The following is a 24,555-nucleotide window of genomic DNA, read 5'->3' as shown; positions in this document are numbered from 1 at the left end:
ATCATCCGTAGAAGTTCACGCCGGTCTTGTAGTCCTTGAAGCTCTCCGGATCGTGGCTGAAGAGCACTTCTGCGTTCTTCTCCTTCTCGATCTGCTTGAGCCGGCGCATGGAGTTCACGCCCGCGACGGGATCGATGTGGAAGCCGGCATTGATGTCGTTGTCGTAGTTCTTGCGGGTGTAGGCGGCATCGAGCGTCAGGAGCAGCGGGCGCCGGTTGTCGAACTCGACGAGCAGCGAGTAGTGGCCGACCGTGTGACCGGGCGTGTAGACAAGTGTCACACCCGGAGCGAGTTCGACGTCGCCCTCGATCAGCTCATACTTTGTGTTGGCACCCGTCTGACCCATGGTGAGCTGGTCGGACATTCCGCGCGCCTCGGCCACCTCGGTCGAGAAGGCGAGATCCGAATAGCCGAGGACCTCGAATGGCTGGCACCTGGCTGCCTGGGGCAGTTCATCCTTGTGGCAGATCTTCTTGGCGTCAGGGAAGAACTTGTTGCCGCCCACATGGTCGAAGTGGAAGTGGGAATTGAACACCACATCGATGTCCCTGGGCTCGAGGCCCAGGAGCTTGAGCGCGCCGGGAATGGTCTGCTGGCCGGTCTGCTGCGGCTTTTCGAAGGGCAACACCTTCTGCACGTGATCGAAATCGTAGCCGGTGTCGATCAGGAACTTGCCCTTCGGGTGATCGACCAGCACCGAATAGACCGGAAAGCGGACCTCGCCGCCGGGCCCCTTGTTCCACCAGATATGAAAACCATCCAGAACCAGCGAGCCGCCGTCGAGCAGGAACACTTTGGTATCGGCCATGTCACTTCTCCTTTGTTGCGCCGCGCCCTTACTCCCTGGCGCGGTCATTGTGGGTGCGCCCTAGCGGGCACCACGTTCATAGGCTGCGCCCAGGGCCGAGGGCAGTTTTGCCCGGCGACCGAAAAGCACGAGAACCAGCATCACGGCCGCAAACGGCAGCATCTGGATCACATCGGTTGGAATGTTCGAGCCCGCGACCTGCAGGGCCGTGGTCATCGACAGCGCTGCGCCGAAGATCAGCGAGCCGATCAGCACCCAGAGCGGTCGGCCGCGCGCCAGCATGGCGAGCACGATGCCGATGAAGCCGGCGCCGCCGGTCATGAAGGGGACGAACAGCCCCGCCCCGATATTGGCGAGGTAGGCGCCGCCGAGTCCGGCCATCGCGCCGGTGAACAGCACCGCGAAGATGCGGATGCCGAGCACGTTGCCGCCGGCCACATCGAGCGCGGCCGGGCGTTCACCGGCAGCCCGCAGGTTCATGCCGAGATTGGTGCGGCGATAGAGGATCGCCATGACCGCGACGGCAAGCAGCGCGATGTAGACGATCGGGTGCCGGCCGAAGAGCGACGGCCCGATCACCGGCAGATCGCTGAGGCCCGGAATATTGAGCCGTTCCGGCGCAGGCAGGCGCGGATAGGTGCGCGAGAACTGGAAATGGTGAAGCAGCGCGGTGAGCCCCTCCACCCCGAGCGTCAGGCCGATGCCGATGACGATCTGGTTCAGGCCCAGCCGCACGCAGAGAATCGCCATGATGATGGCCACCAGCATGCCACCCGCCATGCCGCCCAGAAAACCCAGCCACAGGGATTCGGTCTTGAAGGCGACGAAGAAACCCAGATAGGCGCCCATCAGCATCATGCCCTCGATGCCGATGTTGAGGACACCGGCCTTTTCGGACATCTGCTCGCCGAGACCGGCCAGCAGCATGGGCAGAGCAGCGACGATCGCGCCGGTGAAGAGAGACGACAGAAACGCCTCGGTCAGCAATCCGCCCATCTCAGCGCTCCTTCTTCCGCTTGTGTTGATCGACATATTCACCGAGGCCGAGACAGATCAGCAGGCTCGCCACCAGCACAAGGGTGAAGTTCTGCGGCACGCCGAGACGTCGGGCGGCGCTCTCGCTGCCGATCAGCAGCGCCGAATAGAAGAACACCAGCACGATGGCGCCCACGCCATGGAAGCGCGCGAGGAAGACCAGCGGAATCACCATCAGCCCGTAGGCAGGATTCCAGTTGGCGGGCACGTTGCCGGCCACACCGAGGATCTCGGATGCGCCCGACAGGCCAGCCAAGCCTGCCGAAAGACCGAAAGTGGCCAATGTCAGCAGCGGGACCGAAAGACCGGCATGGGTTGCGGCCACCGGATTGGCGCCCACCATCCGCAGGCGCAGGCCGAAGGAGGTGCGGGTCATCATCAGATGGACCAGCAGCACCGCAATCAGGCCCCAGACAAGCCCGCTCGAGATTGTGGTGTCAAACAGTCTTGGCAGGCGGTCCTCGACCGGCAGGGTACGCGTCTGCGGCACGGTGGTTGCCGGATCGCGAAAGGCGAGCTTGACCAGCGTCGAAGCCAGAAGGACACCCAGGAAGGACATCATCAATGTTGTGATGATCTCGTTGACGCCCTGATAGGCCTTCAGCAGCGCCGGAATGATCGACCAGACCGCGCCGACGATCGCCGCGAGCGCGAAGCCGACCAGCAAGACCGCCCAACCGGGGAGAACCCCGACGAGAAGCGGCGCGGCGGCGGCCGACGCGACGGCCCCGAGCAGAAACTGCCCGTCGGTGCCGAGATTCCAGATCCCCGCCCGGAAGGCGATGATCAGGCTCGCGCAGAGGAAGAGGAGCGGCGCCATGCGCGTCGCCGTCTGCTCCAGCCCCAGGCCCGAGAGCAGCGACCGCTCGAGAATGTAGCCGTAATAGGTCAGCGGATTGATGCCCACCAGCATCAGAATGATGGCGGAGAGCAGGAAGGCGGCCACGATCGGTCCGACGGTGACAGTCATCAGGCGCTGAAAGGCGCTGCGCTCCGTCGCCGGTCCGGCGGCATCCGCCGCATTGGCTTCCTGGCCCGCCGCAGCAGGATGGATATCTTTTTCCATGGTCATGCGGTCGCCTGTTTGTGTTCTTCTTCGCCCGCCATCATCCGGCCGATGCGAAGGCGCAGCGTCTCTCCCGTTCCGTCGTTCTCGACGACACCCCGGATGCGGCCACCCTCCATCACGGCGATGCGGTCCGACAATGCCATGAGTTCATCAAGGTCGGTGGAGATGAGCACGACACCCAGACCCTTGCCGGCGATTTCGGCGATGCGCTGGCGCGAGGTGTCGATGTTCTGCAGGTCGAGCCCGTAGGTCGGCTTGTTGAAGACGACGACACGGGCCTCGCCGGACAGTTCCCGACCGAGCAGCACCTTCTGGATGTTGCCGCCCGAAAGCCGCCCGATCGGGATGGTCTCGCTCGGCGTGCGAACCGAGAACTTCGCGATCAGGTCGCGTGCGTGCTGCGCGATGCGCTGCGGTCGCTCGATACCGTTCATCCAGAACGGCGGCTGGCCGATATCCTTGAGCACGGTGTTCTCGGAAATCGGGAATGCGCCGACCGACCCCTCGGCGAGCCGGTCGTCGGTGAGGTACCGCAGACCCTTGCTTCGGCGCTGGGCGACCGATGCGCGCGTGATGTCCTCGCCGTCTAGTTCGACCCGACCGGCTGTAAGCGGACGCTGCCCCGCAAGTGCCTCGGCCAGCTGCTTCTGGCCATTGCCGTCGATCCCGGCCACACCGAGAATTTCTCCTGCCTTGAGCGTCAGGGAAATGTTCTCGAGTGCCATGACGTTGGCATCGCCCTGGGTGGCAAGATCGGCCACATTCAGAACGGTTTCGGCACGCGCAGTGCTTGCCCGATGTTCCATGGAGTTGGCACCGGCCTCGCTGCCGAACATCAGGCGGACAATATTGTCCACGGCCTCGCCTTCCGACATTCCCTTCAATTCTTCCGGGCCCATCTCGCCGGCGAGGGCGCCTTGCTTGAGGACTGAAATCCGGTTGCCGAAACGGTAGGCCTCGGCGAGCTTGTGGGTGATGAAGATCACCGCCAGGCCACTCCTGACCAGCTTCTGCATGCGGGCGCCCAGTTCCTCCGCGCCTTGCGGCGTCAGCATGGACGTCGCCTCGTCGAGGATCAGCACCTTGCTGTCGCGCAACAGCGCGCGGGCGATTTCGATCTGCTGCTGCTGACCGAGCGACAACTCGCCGGTGATGGCATAGAGCGGCAGGGAGAGCGCGAAATCACGCTTGAGTTCCTCCATCCGCGCAGCGATCGCCGCCCTCGGCGGGCGCTCGTACCAGGGTGCGCCAAGAGTGAGGTTTTCGAGCACGGTCAGCGTCGGCACCAGCATGGAATGCTGGAAGACCGTGCTGATGCCCGCATCAAGACTGGCCGAGGGGCTGGCCAGCCGCGTTCTCTGGCCGTTGAGCGACAGGTGGCCCTCGTCCGGCTCCTGAAGCCCGGCGAGGATGCCGACAAGCGTCGACTTGCCCGCGCCGTTCTCGCCGAGCAGGACGTGAACCTCGCCCGGGTGGATGGTGAGCGAGACGTTGTTGACCGCGATCACGCCCGGAAAGCGCTTGGTCACGCCGTGCACGCCGATGACACCTGCCCCCGTTTCCGGGGGCAGGTTTGTCGGGGTTTCCGCTGCAATTGCCACGGACATGCTCACTCGGCCACGGTGACCAGCGCACGGACATCCGCGGCATCGAACTTCGGCTCGACCTTGATCGCGCCGGAGATGATCTGCTCACGCAGGGCCATCACTTCTTCCCAGGCCTTCTCGTCGACCTGCGGGGTCTTGATCAGCTTGACCGAATCGTCGGCCAGGCTGATCGAGTAGCCGTGGGTGCCGAACTTGTCGGCCTTCAGGTCCTCGATCATCGCGGTATAGACCGGGGTCATGTCCCACAGGACGGAGGTCAGAAGATGACCCTTGTCCAGCGAGGACTTGTCGCCGATCACGTCGATGAAGAGCACGTCCGAACCGTTGGTCGCCTTGTTGGACTCCACCGCCTGGATCATGCCGAAGCTCGATCCGTTGCCCTGGCCGAAGATGATATCCGCACCGGCTGCGATCACCGAGGTGGTGACGCGATTGCCGCCGGCGGCATCCGAATAGGCGGCCGGCCCAATCACAGAGTAGAGGATCTTCGTGTCCGGCTTCTCGGCGTGCACGCCTTCGGCGAAGCCGGCCGACTGCGAGTTCCATGACGGCGGCTCACCGGAGACGACGATACCGACGGTGCCGGTGGTGGTCATCTTGGCGGCGAGACGGCCGGCCAGATAGGCGCCTTCATGACCCGAAAGGGTGTAGTCGGCGACCTTGCCGGCGACGAGAGCGTCGGGGCTGTCGACAATGGCGACGGCCACGCCGGTCTCCCCGGCGATTTCCGGGCCGGCGGTGTTGTAGCCGCTGGCATGGGCGATCAGCAGGTCGGCACCTTCGGCGGCAAGTTCGCGCATTGGCGCACGGACGTCACCGTAACCGAGGCCTTCGGCGACGATGATCTTGACGCCGGTCGCGGCGGCTGCAGCCTTGGCAGCGTCGACGCCCTGCTGGTTCCAGCCAAAGTCACTTCCCTGTTCCGGAGTGAGAATGGCTATGGTATCTACCTCGGCGGCGAACGCCGGGGCTGCTAGCACCACGCTGAGCGCGGCAGAAATAAGCAGGTTTTTCATCATGTTGTTCCCACAATGGTTGTCGGTTTCAATACAGAATACAGAAGCGGTTGGCAGACTGTTTGTTGTTTTCATCGCCCTGTCTGCTGGGCTTTCCTCGCTCCCGGCCAGTGCCGGAAGCGGAGCTTATGTGCCTTATTCAGGCATCATTCACGGGACCGAAGGCGCCGACCCGGTGAAGATTTCGGTTGTCAACGAAACCAGCGTTCCGCTTGTTTGCGAGGCCGCGCTGGCCCACTGGTACTCCGACGAACTCGGTCGCGTTTCTCCGGGCGAGGAGCTCACCTTGACGCTGTGGCACGACCAGAAGACCGGCGTCTTCAACCTGATGAACGCGACCGATGACCGGATGCCGGTCGAGGCCCTCTGGTGTGCCAGCGAAGCCGGCCGCACGCGGCTCACCCTGCCGATTGCCAGCGGCAAGGCGAAGGCGGCGTTGCGCTACTCCTGCCGTGCCGGTGGCGAAGCCGGTTTGAGCTGCGAGGCTGCGAGCGGCTGAAATCGTCATTTCGAGCGGACCTCTTCAAGCTTGGCGACGATCCGGCCCTTGACCTCGATGACTGCGGGCTGGCCGGCGATGACTTCGTCGGCCACCCTGGCAAAGGTCGCCTGGAGCTCGGCCTGCTGATCGTCAGGAAGCGTATGGATCTCGCCGCCATTGCCCAGCCAGGCCTTCTCGGCGCGTTCGACGTTCTCAACGCCCCAGGGGAAGACGGTTTTCTCGGCCGCCCGGCCCGCTTCGATGATCGCGGTCCTGACCTCCTCGGGCTGCGACTGGAACCACGCCTCGTTGACCAGCGTCACCGAAACGATCTGGTTCATGTTGATGTTGGTGACGTGCTTGGCGGTGTCATAGAACTTGAAGGCGGTCAGGATCGGGATGCCGGCCAGCATGCCGTCGATGCCACCCGCCTGCAGCTGCGGGGTGACTTCCGACAGCGCCAGCGGCGTCGGGTTCACACCGAGCGCCGCCATGGGCTCCATCTGAAGCGGCGAAGCGAAGGTTCGCACCTTCAGGCCCTTGAAGCCGTCAAGAGTGGTCACCGGTTCGCGGGTGAGGATCTGGGTCGGTGAATTGAAGATTGCGCCGATGATCCGCACGCCCTTGTCGAGGAAAAGCGTCTCCATGTAGTCGCGGAAATCCTTGTCGTGGATCACCGCGTCGACTTCATCGGCATCCTTGAAGAGGCCGGGCACATCAAAGGCCTGAAAGCGCGGATCGACGTTGGTCACGAAGGAGGTCGGCGTGGTGAAGGCTTCGATGGTGCCGAGGAGAACGCCTTCGGACATGCGCGGGATCGCGCCCAACTGCGAGGCCGGGTAGATCTCAACCTTGAGCGCGGTGCCGACGCGGGACTCAACTTCCTTCTGGAATTCCTTCTGCCACTCGTGCTGCACATCGTTGATGGTGGCCGAGGCGAGCTTCATCGTGCTCTGCGCATAGGCGGAACCGGCGAAGGGCAGCATCAAGGAGAGTGCCGCGACCGCGCCAAATGCGCGCCGGGTCAGAGTGAAGCGTGTCGTATGTTTCGTCATTTCCAGTGCTCCATGTGCTTCGAAGCGCTCACGACATGCCGTTGACCAGCCATAGCGAAAGCGCGGGGATGAGAGTGATGAGGACGAGAGCGGAGATCTGCACCCCGATGTAGGGCAAAACGCCGCGGTATATGTCAGACGTCCGCAAGCCGAGAACGGACTGCGCGACGAAGATGTTGAGACCGAAGGGCGGCGTGAACATGCCGATGGCGAGGTTGACGGTCATGACCACGCCGAAGTGGATGGGGTCGATACCGAGCGATACCGCAATCGGCACCAGCAGCGGCGACAGGACGAGGATCGCGGAAGTCGGGTCGAGCACGCAGCCGATCGCCAGCAGCAGCAGGTTCACGGTCAGCAGGAAGCCCAGAGGCGACATGCCCGCATCGGCGGTGGCCGCGATCAGGGCCTGGGGGACCCCTTCAACGGTCAGGACCCAGCTGATGACGCCTGCGGCAGCGACCACGATCATGATCCGAGCGGTCATCATGGCGGAGCTGATGGCCGCTTCCAGCAATGAGCGGAAGTTGACGGTGCGGTAGACCACGATCCCGATGAAGGCGGCATAGGCGCAGGCAAAGCCGCCGGCCTCGGTGGGCGAGAAGAAACCCGCATAAATGCCGGTCATCACGAATGCTGGCATGGTGAGCGCCCAGAAGGCCTGCCTGAACGCCTGCCAGGCAACCCGGGCACGGAAACCCGCTTCCCGAGGGATGCGCGCCCTCATTGCCGAAAACGAGATGTAACCGGCCATCAGCAGCGCCATGACGACACCGGGGATGATGCCCGCGACGAACAGCTTGGCGATCGACTGCTCGGCAGAGGCGCCATAGAGGATCATGGCAATCGAGGGCGGGATGACGATGTCGATCGCGCCGCTCGAGGTGATGATGCCGGCCGCACGCTGCTTGCCGTAACCGCCCTCGATGAGCTGGGGATACATGTTTCGGCCGACGGCGGCGACTGCCGCAGCGGAAGAGCCGCAGATCGTACCGATCAGGGTCGATCCGCCGAGGGCTGCGATCCCGAGCGATCCAGGCACACGGCCGAAGAGCGCGCGCACCAGATTGATCAGCCGGTCGGCGATGCCGCTGATCGCCATCAGTTCGCCGGCAAAGACGAAGAACGGCACCGAGAGGAGCGCGTAGGCATCCAGGCCGCCGAAGATCGTCTGCTGGAGCGCGATCAGCGGGGGGCCGGGGAAGAAAAGCAGCGCCAGCGACGCGGCAGTCAGCAGCGCAACGAAGATCGGGGCGCCGAGTGCAATCAGGATGACGACGCTGATGCCCAGAACCCAGCTCATTTGCGATCTCCTTCAGAAACCGCGAGGCGGGAAATGTCGACGACTGTCAGGAAGGCCGTGACTGCGGCGATGCCGACAAAACCGACGAGGATCGCCGAGTGGGGTATGACCATCGGGATGCCCAGCCCCATGCTGGTCTGGTTCAGGTTCGCGATCCGCCCGATGAAGACGAAGCTGTGCCAGGCGATAAAGAGGGACACGGCGACCGTGGCAATGTCGATGAGGATCTGAACGGTCGCTGCCAACGCACCGCTCATGGCAGTCGGCAACAGGTTGATCGAGAGATGATCACGGCTGCGAGCGGCAAGAATCGCGCCGAGCATGACGATCCAGATCATGCCGTAGACCAGGAGTTCATCGGCACCAACAAGGGAGAACCAGCCGCTATAGCGGCCCACCGCATTGGCGACGTTGACCAAGACCATGACGATCAGGCCAACGCCAAGAAGCATCCCGACGAGCCGGACGACGGCCGCCTCCACCCGGATGAACCCGTTGCCACTCTTGCGTCCGTCTTCAGCCCCCGGTCCTGTGGTCATGGTGCTATTCTCTCCCCTCGAGAATGCGCCGGATGGCGACGAGCTTTTTCGCCCGCTCCGGCTGCAGCTGTGCGATCTTCTCGGGCGTATAGGAATAGACCCCTTCCCCCGACTTGATGCCGAGCTTGCCGTCGGCCATCTGCTTGGTGACCAGTGGCGCCACGTCCTTGCGATCGCACAGGTCCTCGTTCAGGAACGAAGAGACCGAATGGTAGATGTCCATGCCGGCCATATCGAGAAGCGCCATGGGTCCAATGACGGCCAGCTTGTAGCCGATGCCCCAGGAAACGCAGGTGTCAATGTCCTCGGGCTCGATCACGCCGCGCTCGACGAGATCAACGACCTCGCGCAGCAGCGCATAGAGCACACGGTTCTCGACGAAACCGGGAACGTCCTTCTTCAGCAGAACCGGCAGCAGGCCGAGCGAGCGGATAAAGTCGCGGATGGTGGCGACCGTCTCCGGTGCTGTCTGCTCGCCGCCGATCACCTCGATCATCGGAATGATGTGCGGCGGATTGGACCAATGCATGCCGACCATGCGGCCCGGATTTGAAATATGCGCCTGCAGCCTGGTGATCGGGATGCCCGAGGTATCGGAGGCGACGATCGTGTCGGCCGAGATCATGCCCTCGATCTTGCGGTAGACGCCGGCCTTGATCTCTTCATTCTCGGGAACGTTCTCGATGATCAGGTCGGCGCCCAGCACGGCCTCCTCGAGTTCGCTGGTGAAGCGAACCGAACCGCCGGTACCTTTGGCCTCAATTCCCAGATTGTCGAGAACGCCGTCGGCCGCCGCCAGCATCGTGCGCGCCCGCTCGATCGCCGCCGGCGCGATGTCATAGGCGACCACGTCTATACCGCCGCGCGCCAGACGGGCCGCCATGCCGGGACCCATCGTACCTAGGCCGATGATGGCTACTCGCTGGATCATGCCGCGACCTCCTGTATCTGTGACTTCCTGATGAGATCGGCCGCTTTCTCGGCGATCATGATGACTGCGGCATTGATGTTGCCCGAGGGAAGATCCGGCATTACGGAAGCATCCACCACGCGCAGACCGGCGACACCGCGGACCCTGAGGTCCGGATCGACCACCGCCCCGGCATCGGTGCCGGCCCGGCAGGTGCCCGCCGGGTGATGGACGGTGATGCAGGTCTTGCGGATATGCTCGTCGATTTCCTCGTCCGTCTGGCAGGCGGGTCCGGGGAAAAACTCCGCCTGGATGAAGGGCTGCATGGACGGCTGGGCGGCGAGATCACGCGCCACCCGGAAGCCGGCGCGGAGCGATGCCCAGTCCTTCGGGGAAGCGAGGAAGTTCTGGTGGATCAGCGGTGCGGCCATCGGATCGCCCGAGGCGAGTTTCACCGAGCCACGGCTTTCGGGCTGGGTCGCCACGACGCGCGTCGCAAATCCGTCCGGGAACGGGGCCTTGAACGGCTCGAAATAGGGCCAGGCCGCAAGGGGTGCTGCGGTGAAGAGAAGCTGCACGTCAGGCAACGGACGTTCGGGGCCGCTCCTGAGGAACGCCACGACCCCGCCGGGCACGTCGGCCGAAAAGCCCTTGCCCGTCAGATAGGTCTTGACGAAGTCGAGACCGATCCGGTCCACCCGCATCTTCTTGAGGAACGGACCCGGCTCGCGGCGGCGATACATGAGGATGACCGAGACGTGGTCCTGCAGGTTCTTGCCGACCGCGGGCAGGTTTACGCGGGTCTGGATGCCGTGGGCGGCCAATTCCTCTGCGGCCCCCACGCCCGAGAGCATCAGAAGCTGCGGAGTGTTGATGACGCCGCCCGACAGGAGCACTTCCCGGCGCGCCGTGACCGTCCTCTCCGTTCCGTTGTGATCGAGAACGATGCCGGTGGCCCGGCTGCCTTCCATGACGATGCGCTTTGCCATTGCCCTGGTGAGCACCGTCAGGTTCGGCCGCTTCAACGCCGGACGGAGATAGGCTGATGCGGTCGAGGATCGACGTCCCCTGGAAATCGTCATCTGCAGGTGGCTGAACCCTTCCTGCGTCCCGCCATTGTAATCTTCGGTCTGCGGGTAGCCTGCCTCGACGCTTGCAGTGCGGCAGGCATCGATCAGCGGGTCCTGGTACTTGCAATGCTGGGTGCTGAGCGGACCCGAACCGCCACGATAGGCGTCAGCGCCGCCTTCCCAGGTCTCCTGCTTGCGGAAATATGGAAGGATCTCGTCGTAGGACCAGCCGACCATCCCGTGGGCGGCCCAGCGGTCGTAGTCCCCGCGATTGCCCCGCACATAGGCCATGGCGTTGGTCGAGGACGAACCGCCGATGACCTTGCCGCGCGCGCATTCGACGCTGCGGCCACCGACATTCGCTTCCGGCTCGCAAAAATACATCCAGTCGTGGCGGCGTTCGGTGAGGATCTTGCCCCATCCGAGCGGGATGTGGATCATCGGATCGCGATCCCAGCCTCCGGCCTCGAGCAGCAGCACGGTGCAGCTCGGGTCCGCGCTCAGCCGATGGGCGAGCACGCAACCGGCCGAACCGGCTCCGACGATTACATAATCATAGCTTTCCGCGTGCGACATGACTTCCCTGCTTTCACCTGAGATCCGGCAACCGCGGACCATCGAGACTGCTGGAAACCCTGACCCAGGGCCAGGATTTCGCACTCTCCCGGGACGCTATTTCAGCAGCCCGGCCTGACGGAGGGTCATGGTCCAATGATCCCAGCCCCGGTCGATCTGGGCGCCGACGAGTTTACCGGCCGTCTTGATCTCGCCCGGTGAGAGATACTTGATCGTGCCGATCTGCATGCCGGCCGTCTGCGCCTTGGCTTCCTGTTCGGTGTAGTAGGCACGGAAGACGACCTCACGCACCGAGCGGCCGACATTGACGACGCCGTGGCGGGCCATCAGGACAACCGGCGAGTCACCGAGGGCTTCGGCGATATCCCCACAGACATCCGGGCCGCCGCCGAAGAGATCGGTGGCATCGCCGTGCTTGTCGCGGATTTCATAGACGGGAACCGCCTCGCCGAGGAACGCGCCCATGTGGGTGACGGGCCGCATCGGCTGGTCGGTAAAGCAATAGGGAAGCACGGCGGGGGAGTGGCTGTGGAGCACGCAATGGACGTCCGGCCGCGCCTTGTAGATTTCGCTGTGAATGTAGCGCTCCAGATAGGAAGGCCGATTGTCGTCGGTCTCCCCTTCGAGATTGAAACGCTGGATGTCGCCTGTCGTGATGTGACTGGGGGCGAGTTTCTGCGCCAGGAAGAAGCTCTGGGGATCCTCGGGGTCGCGGGCGCTGATATGGCCGAACGGGTCAAGGATGCCTTCGTGCAACAGGATTTTCGTGGCTGTGACCAGCTCTTCGAAGACTGTTTGCTGCGCAGATGTTGTGGTGGTCATGTCTGAAGTCTCCCAAGTCGCTACGGTCGCGGCGGCTGTTTGTTCTTGTTATCGCCGGGACCGTGCACTTCAATTGTTTTCGTAAAGGCCGACGATCCTGTTCTGCTCGATGATGTTGTCGGCATATCTGGCCAGGAACTCTTCGCGGGTGAGCGTTCCTTCAACTTTGGTGTCGAGAGCGTAGACCCAGAAGTAGTAATGGTGCTTTCCGTGGCCTGCAGGCGGCTGAGGGCCGTAATATTGCGTGTGACCTGCACCATTCGGGCCGACGCGGAACTTTTCCTGCGCGTCGGAGAGATCGGTCGCTGCGGGGTCGATGCCGTAGACGGTCCAGTGGGTGAAACCCTGGGGCAGCGGAGCGTCGGGATCGTGGCAGATCACGGCGAGTTCCTTGGCGCCGGCCGGCACGCCGCTGACAGTGAGCCTGGGCAAGACATTGCCCTTGTCGCCCGCATGCTCGTCGCGCATCATTTCAAGCGGCTTGAAATCCGTGGACGTGATTTTGAGGTCTTTGATGTTTAGTGGCATGGAATGCGTCCTTCCGTCATGTTCTGTCGGGTTACTGAGCGGCCGCGAGGTCCGCGACCGTCTTGCCGCCCACGCGATGGTGGACACGGGGACCGGTCGCCACTGCGACGCAAATGAGGATCTCGTCCGGACGCGGGCCATCCGGTACCGCGAAGGTGATCGCATCATAGTGAGATCGGATGTAGAGCTCGTCCTTGTGGGCAAGCGGGATGTCGATCGAGGTGCCGGCCGAGGCCACCTTGGAGGCCGAGGAGATCCAGGCCTCACCGCCACCCAACTGCTCGCGCAGCGGGTTGCCGAACTCGGTGGTGATGCAGGCAACGACATGTTCCTGTTCGCCACCGACACCCGCGATGCCGCCCTTGCCGTAGCTGTCGGCAGGACGGCCGCCGAGCAGTGCCATGGCGCGTTCGCCCAGCGCGTGGCCGATGGCGGCACTCGGCCCCGTCAGCGGCGAGAGATCGGCTTCGTAGGTGCCCGCGAAGGGGTTGCGGATGATGACGCCAACGGCGACCTTGATCAGCGGCTCACCTGGCTCACCGCCGTCGTGCCGGATTTCCTGAACGGACGAGTACCAGCCACGGACTTGATAGTGCTTCTCAACTTCGGCGGAATAGTTCATTCTTGTCTCCTTGGGGACGCGCATCCAAGGCGCGCGCCAGTGTTTTTGGCTGGCTGGTCATTACTGGTTCTGCGGCCAGGAATAGACGCGCTTGATGGGATCATAGCGCGCGGCTTCCAGAGCCTCGTTGGTGAACATGTTGCCCTTCGAGAGCGAGCGGTTCGCCGCGTATTCGCCTGAAAGAGCCTGCGTGTGATCGGTGAGCGGACGGATGCGCCTTTCCCAGGAGACAAGCGCATCTTCAACCGACGACTGTTCAGCGAGGTCCTGCGCAAGGCTGAAGGCGTTGACCATGGCGCAACCCGCGCCCTGGGCAAGCGCCGGGCACATGGCGTGGGCGGAGTCGCCGACAAGAGCGACCTTGCCCTTCACCCAGCTGTCGAGCTTGGTGGTCGCATACTTGTCGTAGCGAGCCGCTTCCAGCTTGGCGGCCTCGGCGAGGCAGGGCTCGAGGAAGGGAAACATCTCGACCCAGACCTCGAGATCGAGCGGCACCTTCGAGCCGCGCGGGTCGGCCGCCGGCGCCATCAGTCCGAGATAGAGCTCTTCCTTGTTGCAGGGCGAATACAGGATGCGCTGGACGCGCGGCTCCAGGTTCCACATGTCGATGGTGTTGTCCCACTCGGCCTCATCACCAAGCTTGTCCTTCATCCGCGGAACAATCAGTCGGATGATGCCATCGGTGGACACCCAGCGATCCTGCTTGAAACCGAGCGAGTCACGAACCTTGGAGCCGACACCGTCAGCACCGACGATCAGGTCCGCCTCGAGAACCTCGCCACTCTGCAGGGTCAGACGGCCGTCGGCCTCGGCCGATACGGCCTCCGAATTGGTTCGAACAGTGACACCGACCGCATGGGCGCGCTTTACGAGCGCGTTGTGGAGGTGCGAACGCGTCATGATGCGCCATGGCAGACCGTTGAAGGTCTCCTTGGACACCGACTTGTTGTGCATCCAGGTTTCGTAGGCCGGCGGGGTGTGGGTGCCATGAAGCACGTCATTGAGCGCATCGATGCCTTCAAGGACGCGCAGGCCGTTGTGCCAGAGATAGATGCCCGCACCGAATGCGCGAAGTTCCGAATCCTTTTCGTGCAGCGTCACGTCCCAGCCGTTCTGGCGCAGCGCGATCGCCGCCGTCAGGCCCGCGAATCCCGCACCAGCGACATGCGCACGAAGAGCCTTCCCAGTCGTCCTGTTTATATTCGCCATGGTCCAAATCCTGTTACCTATGCAAAGTGACGGAGTATCCGCCGTCAGGCTTCGATGAAGTTGGTGATTGCCCTGTAGGTGATGTCCGGGGACACCTCGTTGACGTAGTGGTCGGCGCCAGGAACGACGACGACCGGGAGATCGGGGCGAAGACGACTGGTCTCCGCCAGCGCCTCGGCCGAAACGAGCCTGCTTTCCGCTCCCCGCATCAGCAGCACCGGCCTCGTGACCTCACGATAGGCCTGAGTGAGATCGGCACGCAGGCCCGTGGCGATCTGTGCCATGGCGGATGCGGACGCCAGCGGGCGAAGCCCGCCATCGACCTCGTGATAGCCGGTCTCCGCCCTGATCCTGATGGCGCCGGCAGGAATGTTGGGATAGCGACCGGCGAGATAGGCCTCCACAGCCGGCAAATCCTTGAACAGCCGATCACCCGCATTCACTCGGGATTCCAGCGCATCGAAGACTTCGGCCTCGATAAAGGGCGTGAAATCGATCGCCACCACGGAACGCACCAGCCCGGGATATTTGGCGGCAACGGTGACCGAATTGCGCGAACCGAGCGAGTGGCCGACCAGTATGGCCGGTCCGCGGTCAAGCGCCCTGATGAGTGCGGCGATATCCTCGGCGAAATCCGCCGCCCCATAGCCGTCGTCCGGCTTGTCGCTCAGCCCGTGACCTCGCTGGTCGACGGCGATTGCAGTGAAACGGTCGGCAAACCGGACAGCCAGAGGCGCCAGCGTACCGGAATTCGCGGTGATCCCATGGAAGAAGAGCATCAGCGGGCCGTCGCCGGCCTCCCGCACGTTCAGGGCGATGCGGCCAGTGTCGATACGGCGCATAATCATGTCATGGCGCGAGGCGGCTGAAGCCATGTTCCGGGACCCCATCGTGTTGTTCTCATTGGCAGGAAGCATGACAGAAATCAAACGAACGTCAACCCGATTGTCAGACATTCTTTCAATCTTACGTGTTGACAGTATCCACATTATTGCTGTCAAATCGGGATGACATCGCGTATGCTGCCTCAGGTTGCGACCCCAATGGACGAGATCAAAATGATGCCGCCAGAGCTGAATTTGAGAGTGTTGCCGCGCACGGTTCAACAAGAGGCCGTCGACAAGTTGCGACTGGCGATCTTTTCGGGCGTTTTCGAGCCTGGCAGCCGCCTCATCGAGAGCAATCTGTGCTTGCGGCTGGGCATCAGCCGCCCCTCGCTCCGGGAAGCGTTGCGCAGTCTTGCCGCCGAACGGCTGATCGACATTGTGCCGAACCGCGGCCCGTCGATCCCGGCCCTGACATGGGAAGAAGTCACCGCCATCTACGAGGCGCGGGAGCTCTTGGAAGTGGAGGCCGTCGGGCGCTGCGCCGAACGGATATCGAACGAGCAACTCGACGCGCTGGAAAAGTCGCTCTCCGCCTTCGAGGCCGCCGCCCTCAGCAATGACGGGCTTGCCCGGATCACGACAGCCGCCGACTTCTATTCCATCATCCTTGCCAATTGCGGCAACCCGATCCTTGAGGAAATCCACCGCGGCCTGGTCGCCCGGATCAGCCTTTTCAGGTCGCGCTCAATGTCGCTCAAAGGACGGGCGATGAGCAGTCTGACGGAAATGCGGGAGATCTACGAGGCGATTGCCGCGCACGACGAGAAGGCCGCCCGCAAGGCGTCGCGGAAACACGTGCTCAAGGCCATGGCGGCGGCAAAGAAGTCCATGCCGCCACCCGACTAGCTGTTCTGGCGGCTCATCCATGCAACGGAAATGTTCATCATGCCCTATCGAGTTCAATGGCCATCAGGGCGCGCATCGACTTGCACGTCCTCCTGCGCAGGACAGCCCAGACTTCCCGTCTGCGTCGGCGAATAGGATCTGCTGGTGTCTGGTGCTGATGGCAAGATGAAAGCCGACGTCCTCATCATCGGCGGCGGTTCGGCCGGCGGGCTCCTGGCCGCGCGGCTGAGCGAGGATCCCGGGCGCGAGGTGCTCATGATCGAGGCCGGCGACGAGGCGACGGACCCGGATATCTGGGATCCCGCCGCATGGCCGACGCTCCAGGGTCGCAGCTACGACTGGAACTACCGGACCGAGCCACAGGCCGGCACGGCCGGCCGGGTCCATCACTGGGCGCGCGGCCGCCTTGTCGGGGGATCGAGCTGCCTGCACGCCATGGGCTACATGCGCGGCCATCCCGAAGACTTCGCCAGCTGGGCCGAGGCAACGGGCGATGCGCGCTGGAGCTGGGACGGTCTGCTGCCCGCCTTCGAGGCCAACGAGGACCGCGAGGTCGCGGGACGGGACGGCGGCCCTCTGCCCATCCACCGCACCGATGCCGAGGCGAGCCGGCTGACGCACGCCTTCATCGCCGCCGGCGCCGCTCTCGGACTGCCGCGGCTTCAGGGTCACAACGAGGGCGTGATGATCGGCGTGACGCCGAACTCGATGAACATCCGCGACGGCAAGCGGGTAATGGTCGCCGATGCGTGGCTGACGCCGGAGGTCCGTGCCCGCGAGAACCTGACAATCGTCACAGGAGCTCTCGCCCGCCGCCTGGTATTGGTCGGCAACCATGTTCACCATGTCGAGGTAAGGGGCCGTGACGGCCCGGTGCTGTTTTCTGCTGATACCGTAGTGTTGTGCGCCGGCTCGCTCGAAAGTCCGGCTCTGCTGATGCGATCGGGCATCGGGCCGCGAGACGTTCTCGATGCGGCGGGCGTCGAATGCCTCATCGACATGCCCGAGATCGGCCGCAACCTGCAGGACCATCTCCTGGGTGCGGGAAACCTCTATGCGACACGCAAGCATCTCCCGCCCTCGCGGCTCCAGCATTCGGAATCGATGACCTACATGCGCGCGGGCAGCTTCACCGAAGGAGGGCAGCCGCAAATCGTTGTCGGATGCGGGGTGGCGCCCATCGTCTCGGAACGTTTCGAGGCTCCCGCCCCCGGCACAGCCTATTCCCTGCTTTTCGGCGTCACCCATCCGAGCAGCCGCGGCACGCTGAAGATCACCGGCCCGGAGCCGGGAGACCGGCTGATCATCGACCCCGCCTATCTTTCGACCGAGCGAGATCGCGACCTGTTCCGCGCCGCGCTCGAGGCGGCGCGGACCATCGGGCAGTCGGACGAACTGGCCGAATGGCGCGATCATGAGATCCTCCCGGGTCCGCTCGAATCCCGCGAGGAGATTGACGCGTTCATTGCCAATGCGGCCATCACGCATCACCACCCCAGCGGCACATGCCGGATGGGCAAGGACGATGCGGCGCCCGTCGACGCCGATCTGAAGCTCAAGGCACTCGACAATCTCTTCGTCGTCGACGCGTCCGTGATGCCCAGCCTCACCGCAGGTCCGATCCACGCCGCCGTCCTGGCGATTGCCGAGACGTTCGCCCGAACGATGTTCAACAGCAGGAAGGAAGCTTGAGATGACCGACCGTCGGCCGGAATTCCAGGGAGAACAATTCGAAAAGGGTCTGCAGATCCGCCGCGAGGTCCTGGGCGACGCCTATGTCGACCGCTCGATCGCGGCGGCCGACGACGTTTCCGCCCCCTTGCAGAAACTGCTGACCGAATGGTGCTGGGGAGAAATCTGGAGCCGGCCCGGTCTGGAGCGCCGCATGCGCAGCGTCCTCAATCTGGGCATGCTTATGGCGCTCAACCGCTCGGACGAGTTCAAGCTGCATGTCCGGGGCGCTCTGAACAACGGCGTTACCCGAGAAGAGATCGTGGAGATCATCCTGCAGGGCGCGATCTATTGCGGCGCGCCTGCCTCATTGGACGCACTGCGCTCTGCGAAAGCGGTGTTTGCCGAGATTGATGCGGCGACCACGCAGGTGTCGCAACGTTGATCGTGAGGCGATAGGCCTGTGCGATTTGGGGCATCACCAAACCGCCTGATCCGCTTTATCGCCGAAGTTGGTTCGCGCTGAAGTGACTGCTCATTCCGTCTGGCTTTGCTTCGCTTCCTGGTCAGCGGCGCAGTTCCGGACAGCGCGCAGATCCGTTCCGATCCGGTCGCGGTGCTTCGATATTCACGTGTCTACCTGCATGCCGCTCTGCGGGGGCGGCAGGAACCAGTCCCCCGGCTCGCGGACGTTCGCCCGCCGGGTGCCGGCTCCAGGCCCGGCATGACGGCGGACAGAGCTGCGTCCGCCGCCGCCTGGTCCCTCAACTTCACAGGGAAGATGGCGTCCGGAGCGTTGCGGCAAGGCAGGCCACACGCCAGCCGCGATGACACGGCCGGCGCGCGCTTTCGGCACCTGCAGCACAGGTGTTTGTATTGATGCATGTCGTGATCCCGAAACCGCCGCACACTTTCGGGCGAGCTGCATTGGGGGCCGTGCCGGCTCAGTTGCTGATGTCGGCATTGGTGTCCGTGCCGCCTTCCTTGCCGTCCGCGCCGAGCGACAGGATCGAAACGGTGCTGCCGTTGTCCTTGAGCTCGTATCTGAATTCGTGCCCCCAGGCGTCCTTGATGACCTCGGAGCCCTTGAGATAAGGCCCATTCCAGTTTGAGGGCTTGTCCGGGGCCTTGACGAGCGCGGAAAGCCCCTCGCTGGTCTCGGGATAGGCGCCGTTGTCGAGATAATAGAGCTCCAGGGCTCCCTCGAGATTGCGGATCTGGGTGACGGTCGTCGAGACCTTCGCCGATCCCAGGTAGCGCAGCACACGCGGTGTCGCCAGTGTCGCGATCAGCCCGATGATGGCCAGCACCACCAGCATTTCGACCAGCGTGAAGCCATCTTCCCCGCGACCGGGCCGGGACGGCCGGTCCGGAGAAAACCCACCACCATCCCTTCCCGATCGTTCAATCATTGTCATGGACGTCCTCACCACAGATTCTCCTGTATCGGCCAGACCGTCACCAGCCCGAATGCCAGGAACGGTCCGAACGGGGTTCTCGTCTCCCGCGACATCATTCCCGCGATCGCCGAATTGGCAAGCACGAAAACCAGACCGCCGGCCGAGGCGACGAACAGGAACAGCGGGAAATGCAGCGGTCCGATCCAGAGCGCGGCCATGGCGATCATCTTGACGTCGCCGAGGCCGAGGCCGATCCGGCCGGAGCGGCTGTGGTGGAGCCAGCGAAACCCCGCAAAGGCCAGGGCGATGGCGACCGCAAAGGCCAGGCGGCCCAGGCCCTGCTCGGCGCCTCGGCCCGCCGCCGCCAGGTGGCACAGCGCCAGCAGGCCGAGCGCGAGATTGAGCCGGTCGGGGATCCGCAGGTCGCGCAGATCGACGACAGCGATCCGGAGACACAACGCCACGAGAACACCGAAGAAGGCCAGGGTCACCTCCATCCTAATAGGCCAGACGCCTGAGATCCTGCTGCAGCGGCGTGCCGCCGCGGCGCAGGCCGATGGCGGAATTGAATCCGAGGCGGTCGCGGAACTCGGCGGTGACATCGCGCGCCTCCTCCACATTGCGCACCACCCGCGGGCGGATGAAGATGATCAGCTCCGTCCGGGCGATCGAATCGGTCTTGTTCTTGAAGGCGTTGCCCAACAGCGGGATGTTGCCGAGAACCGGCACCTGGGCGCGCTGCAGATTGTTGCGCTCCTGGATGAGACCTCCCAGCGCCAGGCTCTCGCCGTCATTGACCACCACCTTGGTGGAGATCTTGCGCTGCTGGATGGTCGGCGAATCGATGCCCGAGGAGGTGGTCTTGACCACGCTCGAGACCTCCTGGTCGATGTCCAGGAGGATGCGGCCGCTGGCATTGACCCGCGGCAACACCTTGAGAATGATGCCCGTGTCCTTCAGCGCCACCGAATTGACCACCGGCGCGTTCACCGTGACCGTGTTGGTCGCCTGCTGGGTGACGATCGGCACCTGGTCGCCCACCTGCAGGATGGCCTGCTGGTTGTTGAGTGCCATCAGCGTCGGCGACGAGATCACGTTGACATCGGTGATGCTGGCCAGCGCATTCAGCGTCACCTGGATGTTGTCGGTGGCAAAGCCGAAGGCCGCCCCCGGGAACGATGCCGACGCCAGGCCGGTGGCGAGATCGGAGAAATTGAAGTTGAAGTTGCCGCTCTCGACCGCCCAGCGCAGACCGAATTTCAATTCGTCGTTCAGCGTCACCTCGGCGATCACCGCCTCGAGCAGGACCTGAGTCGGCAGCACGTCGAGCTGGGCGAGGATGCGCTCGATGCGCTTGTATTCGCGCTCATTGGTGGAAATCAGCAGGGCATTGTTCTCGGTGTCGGCGACCACCGATGCGTCGGACAGCTGGCCGGCAGCCATTGTCTCGAGCGCCGCGGGGTCGGCGCCGAGGGCGACGGCATCCTGATCCGGCGACACCTGGCTGGCGGCGGTCGTCCCGGTCGAAGACGCGCCGCTGAGGACCGATTGCAGCACGCCTGCCAGTTCCCGCGCCGGGCGGTTCTGGATGTGGTAGACGAACAATTGGGCGTCCGAGCTGTTGGCGAGACTGTCAAGCTTGCGGATCCAGGCTGACGCGCGCTGCAGATAGGCCGAGCGCGAGGTGATCACCAGCACCGAATTGAGCCGGTCATTGGCGATGAAGCGGACAACGCCGCTCTTGCCGTTCTCGACGCCGAAGATGTTTTCCAGCTCGCGCACGACGTCGCCGGGCTTGGCCTGCTTGAGCGGGTGCAGCGCCACCGACTGGCCGCGCATCGCATCGACATCGAAGACATTGATCGCATCCCGGATCGCGCGCAGATCGGCCTGGGTGCCGGCAATGACGATGTAGTTGCGCTTGGTGTCGACCCGCAGGATCGACCCCTCGCGGCTGATCGGCGTCAGGATGGTCTGCATCTCCTCGGCGGCGATGTTGCGCAGTTCGATCACCTGCACGATGACGCCCGGTCCGCGACCGGAGAGCGACGGCACGCTGACGCCCGGCGTCGCCCCAAGCGCCATCGAACTGGGGACCAGCTGGTAGCCCGCGCCCTTGCGCACGATGGAGACATTGGCGATCGACAGCGCGGTCTCGAACAGCTCGACCAGATCGTCGCGGTTGACCGGGTCGCTGGTCTGCAGCGACACCGTGCCCTCGACCCGCGGGTCGATCGTGTAATTGACATGCAGGATATCGCCGAGCACGCTCTTGGCGGCGATAGCCACCGGCGCGCCGAGCAGATTGAGCGTGTATCCCTCCTCGCCCGCGCGGGTCGTGCCGGCGTTGATCGACGGCGCGACGGAGGCGACGAAGGTGTTCGACCCCTCCACCTGGGCGCCGGTGAAGCCGGACCTGGCATCGGAGGCGAAGAGGCTTCGCGAGCCGCCGCTCAGGTTCGCCGCCGGCTTGCCCTCGTTGCGCAGGCTGTCGATCGTCTGCTCGAACAGGGTCGACGTCGACGCGGTGCCGCAACCCGCGAGCGCCAGGCCTGTGCATACGACCATGAAAAGACGCCTGATCATCCCTGCCCCGCTGTCCGAACGGAAAGCCTACAACGTTCCTGCAAGCAGAGTCCCGCCCCGGCTGCGGTTTGACCAGTACTGTCCACAGATGCGTGGAGGACTTGCATCGATCGGCTGCGAGCTTGTCTTCCGGATACTGGGCCGAAACCTTGGGCGTGGGTCGATGCAAAGGAGTTGCCACCCGCGACGGAAGTCATTTGGAGTTGCCTGACCGGAAGCTCGGGCAGCCGTGCGCTGCGCATCGAGGAGATTGGGCCTACTGCAATCATTCGATCCGGAGATCAGCGCAGTTCACTATACAGGAAGGAAGTGGAAGCCCCCCTATGTAGCCCCTCACCCATTCTGTTATGAAACAAGAGTTCCCCACCCATCGCATTTGACACCATAGTCTGAAAGCAATAGGTTAATTCTATTTTGCTCCATTATTAATATTTCGTACTTCGGAAGGATTTCAATCGACATATATACAGAAATATCAGAGATTCTATTTTCATATTTACTTTCAAATATAGAGACATTATAACCGTACGTTATCAGGTCTTCACATATTCGTTTTGCCGTTTCACAGTCTTTTACATGACAATAGAAATCTATTTTACGTTTTAATCTTAGATCTACCCCTCTGACCGCCAATGAATAAAGTGTCTCACCGTCGTCATCGCTGGGAAAACTATCCCTCCTGATTGCCATTTCATTCCCCATCCTCTGCCCTGTATCTTTTGCCAGGGGACTCAATCGAATTGTAATTCTGTCCGTTTTTCGGTCCTCCGAACTTATCCAGTTCACGAGACTCTTGCTTAAATGATTCGCGATCACTTGTAGCTTTATGAAGCTTTGTTCCAACGTGTGGATCATTCCGAGCTTTTTCTATCCGCTGACCCGAAATCTCCGAACGTTTCTTATCTCCCTTACCAATATAGACCTTTCCGGAAGCGTGTTGATTTATGTATGATCCAGTTGGACAATTGTGGACCAACACTCGTCTGCTTCCTACAAAATATGTCTCGTAATCGGCGATGGTGAGATTGTAAGTTCTCTCTGTTTTGTACATTTTTTTTACAGACACAACGAGCATTCCATGACCGTCACGGGTTGTTGCCGCCATTCCGTCACCCAGTTCCTCAGTCGTTATCCATCCCAGATCGGCAATCCACCAGGGATGATCATCTGTGGTTTCGAAGCGCGCAATTTGGCCGCCGGTAGAGACGAGAGCTACCTCCCAGATTTCTCGATTGTGTCGTTGAATCAGGTCGGTGACCTTCTTTAGCTCAGTGATTCCGGAATTCACATCTCGCGACCAAACGCGGTCACCGGCTTGAATTGTCTCAATTGGCCGTAGCCCACCTTCTGCATCGACCAAGGTCCCGGCGACAAAGCAGCAGGTCGGCCGTGGACTTGCCGAATCGGATCGTCTCGCTTGTGCTATTGCAACGTTCATAGCCGCGCCTTTCTGCATGGCTAAACCTCCAGTAAGCGATGCCCAAGACATATCGAACATCGACAAACCAATTGCGTAATGTTCTTCCTTCTTTCTTGCCTCTTCGGCGGCCAATTCGGCGTGCGCCCATTCAATCGTCGCCTCCTTTGCTTCTTTTTGTTCCGGTGTATCACGATCTGACGAGTTACGACTTGCTTCGGTGATGACCGATTTCATTTCGGCTTCAAAATCCATACTATTACTTTGATGCCCATTCGCATCCGCCTTGTTCACCGGATCATTGCCGGCATAGGCGTAGCGGTTGGTGCCGACGCCCTGCAGCGTCGGGTCCCAGTCGTCCGGCGAGATGAACCGTCCGAGATCGGGGTGCATGTAGCGGGCGTTGAGATAGATCAGACCCGTCTCCGGGTCGTCGCGCTCGCCGATGTAGCTCTTCTGGGTCTGGAAGCCCTGGTTGAGCTTTCGGCCATAGGGCTTGTAGCCGGTGGATTCGACCACGGCGCCGGCCGTGTCGGTGACCACGCGCACCGAGGCGAGATGGTCGCGGTGCAGGAACTGCCTGGCGCCGCCCTCGATCTTGAGCCTTCGGCCCGGCCGGGGGTCCGCTGCCTGCGGCAGCGCCCCGGCGTTCGCCGCCTTGGCTCTGCCACAGGCATTCGCCATCCGCTGTCGGCGGACCGGCGCTCACCCATGTGTGGATAGCAGGTATAGGCAGCGGCCGGATAATAGGCGGTACCGTCGACCAGCGTGCCACCGGCGAGCGTGCCCGCGGTGTCGATCTCGGCGGCGGCGGAGGGATAGATGGTGGAGGCAAACTGCGAGCTCTTGCGCGCCCTGGATCCATCCGGTCCGTATTTGAAGGTCACCGGCGAGGATTGCGGGGTGACGAGCACCTCCGCCAGCCGGTTGGCGTTCGGCGGGCCATCGATTCACTGGATCGATGGCTTGTCCGCCTCACCCCAGGCGAGCGTGCGGTCGCCATCGCCGACCATGTTGCCGTTGGCATCATAGAAGAAGCTCGTGGCGCCTGACGCCCCCTCAAAACGCGGCACTGTCAGGTGAATACGGTTGCAGTAC

Annotated in this window: 25 protein-coding genes; 4 read left to right on the top strand and 21 right to left on the bottom strand. The window is 62.9% G+C overall.

Annotated features, from left to right (window positions below):
• Position 1 precedes the first annotated feature (1 nt).
• From pldA to DFR52_RS07495, 5 genes are read right to left on the bottom strand one after another with little or no spacing between them, the layout of a single operon-like run.
• Positions 2 to 808: a 4-pyridoxolactonase gene (gene pldA, locus DFR52_RS07515; protein WP_110031343.1), complete on the bottom strand. Its 807-nt coding sequence runs from the start codon at positions 806 to 808 to the stop codon at positions 2 to 4.
• 60 nt (positions 809 to 868) lie between these two features.
• Positions 869 to 1,804 carry a putative B6 ABC transporter permease subunit 1 gene (locus tag DFR52_RS07510; protein WP_110031342.1) on the bottom strand — a complete coding sequence of 312 codons (936 nt, stop codon included), beginning with the start codon at positions 1,802 to 1,804 and terminating at the stop codon, positions 869 to 871.
• A gap of 1 nt (position 1,805) precedes the next feature.
• Positions 1,806 to 2,915: a putative B6 ABC transporter permease subunit 2 gene (locus DFR52_RS07505; RefSeq protein WP_245415245.1), complete on the bottom strand. Its 1,110-nt coding sequence runs from the start codon at positions 2,913 to 2,915 to the stop codon at positions 1,806 to 1,808.
• Positions 2,912 to 4,513: a putative B6 ABC transporter ATP-binding protein gene (locus DFR52_RS07500; RefSeq protein WP_245415244.1), complete on the bottom strand. Its 1,602-nt coding sequence runs from the start codon at positions 4,511 to 4,513 to the stop codon at positions 2,912 to 2,914. The genes DFR52_RS07505 and DFR52_RS07500 overlap by 4 nt, the downstream gene beginning before the upstream one ends.
• 8 nt (positions 4,514 to 4,521) lie before the next feature.
• Positions 4,522 to 5,535 (bottom strand): putative B6 ABC transporter substrate-binding protein, encoded by a 1,014-nt coding sequence (locus tag DFR52_RS07495; protein ID WP_245415243.1) that lies wholly within the window; start codon positions 5,533 to 5,535, stop codon positions 4,522 to 4,524.
• A 1-nt stretch (position 5,536) separates the two neighbouring features.
• Here DFR52_RS07495 and DFR52_RS07490 point away from each other — a divergent pair, with 1 nt between their 5' ends.
• Positions 5,537 to 6,034: a hypothetical protein gene (locus tag DFR52_RS07490; RefSeq protein WP_146215556.1), complete on the top strand. Its 498-nt coding sequence runs from the start codon at positions 5,537 to 5,539 to the stop codon at positions 6,032 to 6,034.
• A gap of 5 nt (positions 6,035 to 6,039) precedes the next feature.
• Here the strand turns inward: DFR52_RS07490 and DFR52_RS07485 are convergent, their stop codons facing one another.
• The 10 genes from DFR52_RS07485 to DFR52_RS07440 all read right to left on the bottom strand — a co-directional run bounded on the left by DFR52_RS07485 (position 6,040) and on the right by DFR52_RS07440 (position 15,492).
• A complete protein-coding gene (locus tag DFR52_RS07485) occupies positions 6,040 to 7,071 on the bottom strand; it encodes a TRAP transporter substrate-binding protein (RefSeq protein WP_245415242.1) in 1,032 nt (343 codons plus the stop codon).
• A gap of 28 nt (positions 7,072 to 7,099) precedes the next feature.
• Positions 7,100 to 8,374 carry a TRAP transporter large permease gene (locus DFR52_RS07480; protein WP_110031339.1) on the bottom strand — a complete coding sequence of 425 codons (1,275 nt, stop codon included), beginning with the start codon at positions 8,372 to 8,374 and terminating at the stop codon, positions 7,100 to 7,102.
• Positions 8,371 to 8,913: a TRAP transporter small permease gene (locus tag DFR52_RS07475; RefSeq protein ID WP_110031338.1), complete on the bottom strand. Its 543-nt coding sequence runs from the start codon at positions 8,911 to 8,913 to the stop codon at positions 8,371 to 8,373. Before DFR52_RS07475 ends, DFR52_RS07480 begins: the two co-directional genes overlap by 4 nt.
• Before the next feature lie 4 nt (positions 8,914 to 8,917).
• Positions 8,918 to 9,844: a 5-formyl-3-hydroxy-2-methylpyridine 4-carboxylate 5-dehydrogenase gene (gene fhmpcd1, locus DFR52_RS07470; RefSeq protein ID WP_110031337.1), complete on the bottom strand. Its 927-nt coding sequence runs from the start codon at positions 9,842 to 9,844 to the stop codon at positions 8,918 to 8,920.
• The gene (locus DFR52_RS07465) at positions 9,841 to 11,469 is read right to left on the bottom strand and encodes a GMC family oxidoreductase (RefSeq protein ID WP_110031336.1); all 1,629 of its coding nucleotides are present in this window, start codon (positions 11,467 to 11,469) and stop codon (positions 9,841 to 9,843) included. The genes fhmpcd1 and DFR52_RS07465 overlap by 4 nt, the downstream gene beginning before the upstream one ends.
• Positions 11,470 to 11,565: 96 nt before the next feature.
• Entirely contained in the window at positions 11,566 to 12,291 is a 726-nt protein-coding gene (locus DFR52_RS07460; RefSeq protein ID WP_110031335.1) for a class II aldolase/adducin family protein, read from the bottom strand.
• A 69-nt stretch (positions 12,292 to 12,360) separates the two neighbouring features.
• A complete protein-coding gene (locus tag DFR52_RS07455) occupies positions 12,361 to 12,819 on the bottom strand; it encodes a YbhB/YbcL family Raf kinase inhibitor-like protein (RefSeq protein WP_110031334.1) in 459 nt (152 codons plus the stop codon).
• Between the two features lie 31 nt (positions 12,820 to 12,850).
• Complete coding sequence (locus DFR52_RS07450; protein WP_110031333.1) at positions 12,851 to 13,441, bottom strand: amino acid synthesis family protein; 591 nt, start codon at positions 13,439 to 13,441, stop codon at positions 12,851 to 12,853.
• Positions 13,442 to 13,501: 60 nt separating this feature from the next.
• Positions 13,502 to 14,650 carry an FAD-dependent oxidoreductase gene (locus tag DFR52_RS07445; protein ID WP_110031332.1) on the bottom strand — a complete coding sequence of 383 codons (1,149 nt, stop codon included), beginning with the start codon at positions 14,648 to 14,650 and terminating at the stop codon, positions 13,502 to 13,504.
• A gap of 44 nt (positions 14,651 to 14,694) precedes the next feature.
• Complete coding sequence (locus DFR52_RS07440; RefSeq protein ID WP_280954184.1) at positions 14,695 to 15,492, bottom strand: alpha/beta fold hydrolase; 798 nt, start codon at positions 15,490 to 15,492, stop codon at positions 14,695 to 14,697.
• A 201-nt stretch (positions 15,493 to 15,693) separates the two neighbouring features.
• On the opposite strand from DFR52_RS07440, the gene DFR52_RS07435 reads away from it, so the two are divergent.
• From DFR52_RS07435 to DFR52_RS07425, 3 genes are all read left to right on the top strand, one after another.
• Entirely contained in the window at positions 15,694 to 16,383 is a 690-nt protein-coding gene (locus tag DFR52_RS07435) for a GntR family transcriptional regulator (RefSeq protein WP_245415241.1), read from the top strand.
• A gap of 165 nt (positions 16,384 to 16,548) precedes the next feature.
• Positions 16,549 to 18,075 (top strand): GMC family oxidoreductase, encoded by a 1,527-nt coding sequence (locus tag DFR52_RS07430; protein WP_110031331.1) that lies wholly within the window; start codon positions 16,549 to 16,551, stop codon positions 18,073 to 18,075.
• Position 18,076: 1 nt separating this feature from the next.
• Complete coding sequence (locus DFR52_RS07425; RefSeq protein ID WP_110031330.1) at positions 18,077 to 18,499, top strand: carboxymuconolactone decarboxylase family protein; 423 nt, start codon at positions 18,077 to 18,079, stop codon at positions 18,497 to 18,499.
• Positions 18,500 to 18,998: 499 nt separating this feature from the next.
• On the opposite strand, the gene gspG is transcribed toward DFR52_RS07425, so the two are convergent.
• The 6 genes from gspG to DFR52_RS24975 form a co-directional block, all read right to left on the bottom strand.
• Positions 18,999 to 19,472, bottom strand: coding sequence for a type II secretion system major pseudopilin GspG (gene gspG, locus DFR52_RS07420; protein ID WP_245415240.1), 474 nt, complete (start codon positions 19,470 to 19,472; stop codon positions 18,999 to 19,001).
• An 8-nt stretch (positions 19,473 to 19,480) separates the two neighbouring features.
• A complete protein-coding gene (locus DFR52_RS07415; RefSeq protein WP_210205797.1) occupies positions 19,481 to 19,945 on the bottom strand; it encodes a prepilin peptidase in 465 nt (154 codons plus the stop codon).
• 7 nt (positions 19,946 to 19,952) lie between these two features.
• Positions 19,953 to 22,022 carry a type II secretion system secretin GspD gene (gene gspD, locus DFR52_RS07410; RefSeq protein ID WP_245415239.1) on the bottom strand — a complete coding sequence of 690 codons (2,070 nt, stop codon included), beginning with the start codon at positions 22,020 to 22,022 and terminating at the stop codon, positions 19,953 to 19,955.
• Between the two features lie 363 nt (positions 22,023 to 22,385).
• Positions 22,386 to 22,730 (bottom strand): ribonuclease E inhibitor RraB, encoded by a 345-nt coding sequence (locus DFR52_RS25080; protein ID WP_158284890.1) that lies wholly within the window; start codon positions 22,728 to 22,730, stop codon positions 22,386 to 22,388.
• Position 22,731: 1 nt separating this feature from the next.
• Entirely contained in the window at positions 22,732 to 24,141 is a 1,410-nt protein-coding gene (locus DFR52_RS07400) for an RHS repeat-associated core domain-containing protein (RefSeq protein ID WP_110031325.1), read from the bottom strand.
• A 266-nt stretch (positions 24,142 to 24,407) separates the two neighbouring features.
• On the bottom strand, positions 24,408 to 24,530 hold the full coding sequence (locus DFR52_RS24975) for a hypothetical protein (protein WP_280954183.1): 123 nt from the start codon (positions 24,528 to 24,530) through the stop codon (positions 24,408 to 24,410).
• Positions 24,531 to 24,555: the final 25 nt, after the last annotated feature.

It is taken from the genome of Hoeflea marina, from assembly GCF_003182275.1.
Classification (GTDB): Bacteria; Pseudomonadota; Alphaproteobacteria; order Rhizobiales; family Rhizobiaceae; genus Hoeflea; species Hoeflea marina.
This window is presented reverse-complemented; position numbering and strand designations above follow the sequence as displayed.